Origin of the sequence: Nitratidesulfovibrio oxamicus (genome assembly GCF_015731765.1) — a bacterium.
In the GTDB taxonomy this organism is placed as follows: domain Bacteria; phylum Desulfobacterota; class Desulfovibrionia; order Desulfovibrionales; family Desulfovibrionaceae; genus Cupidesulfovibrio; species Cupidesulfovibrio oxamicus.
In genome coordinates this window covers 1-692 of sequence record NZ_VRYY01000724.1, presented here as the reverse complement: position 1 = coordinate 692, position 692 = coordinate 1, and the positions used below count along the sequence as shown (strand labels likewise).

Genomic DNA, 692 nt, shown 5'->3' with positions numbered 1-692 from the left:
GGGCAGGGGCTGCTGCGTCAGGTCACGCCCGGCGGCGTGGAGCAGTGCCACGAACTGGACGCCGCCACCCTGCACCCGGACAGCGCGGCCTTTGCGCTGGACCCGGGCCGCATCTACCTGCGCACCCGCCGCCGCTTCCCCGACGGCACGCTGGACGACGCGACGGGGCAGCGACTGGCCGAACGGCTGCGGCGCGAACTTAGGGCGTTGACCTTCGAGGGCGCGCCGGTGTTCCGCGCCGTGCTCACGGCGGACGAGGCCTACGGGCCGGAGGTGCCGGGGCAGGGGGCGCTGGGCCAGATCGGTTCGGGCCAGATCGGTTCGGGCCAGATCGGTTCGGGCCAGACCGGTTCGGGCCAGACCGGTGCGACTCCCGGCCCCGTCGTCCCTTCCGCTCCGGAAGACGGCCCGCCCCTGCGCTGGGCCGCGCCGGATCTGGTCTGCGTGCCCGCCTACGGCTTCGACCTGAAGGCCAAGTGGAACCGCAGCCAGGTCTTCGGCCTGCCGAGGCAGTACGGCCGCACCGGCACCCACACCCCGGATGACGCCTTCTGGTACGATTCGCAGCCGGACGGCGTTGCGCCGGTTTCGGTGCGTGACGCGGGCGCGCTTGTGCTGCGCCACTTCGGGCTGGATGCGCCGCAACGCGCCGTGGCGTATCCGGCGGCGCTCACCGGGCAGGCGGATTGGCG

The 692-nt window shown here is 73.8% G+C and carries 1 pseudogene; it reads left to right on the top strand.

Going from position 1 to position 692, the window contains the following annotated elements:
• Positions 1 to 692, top strand: a pseudogene (locus FVW20_RS17700) (alkaline phosphatase family protein); the annotation flags it as partial.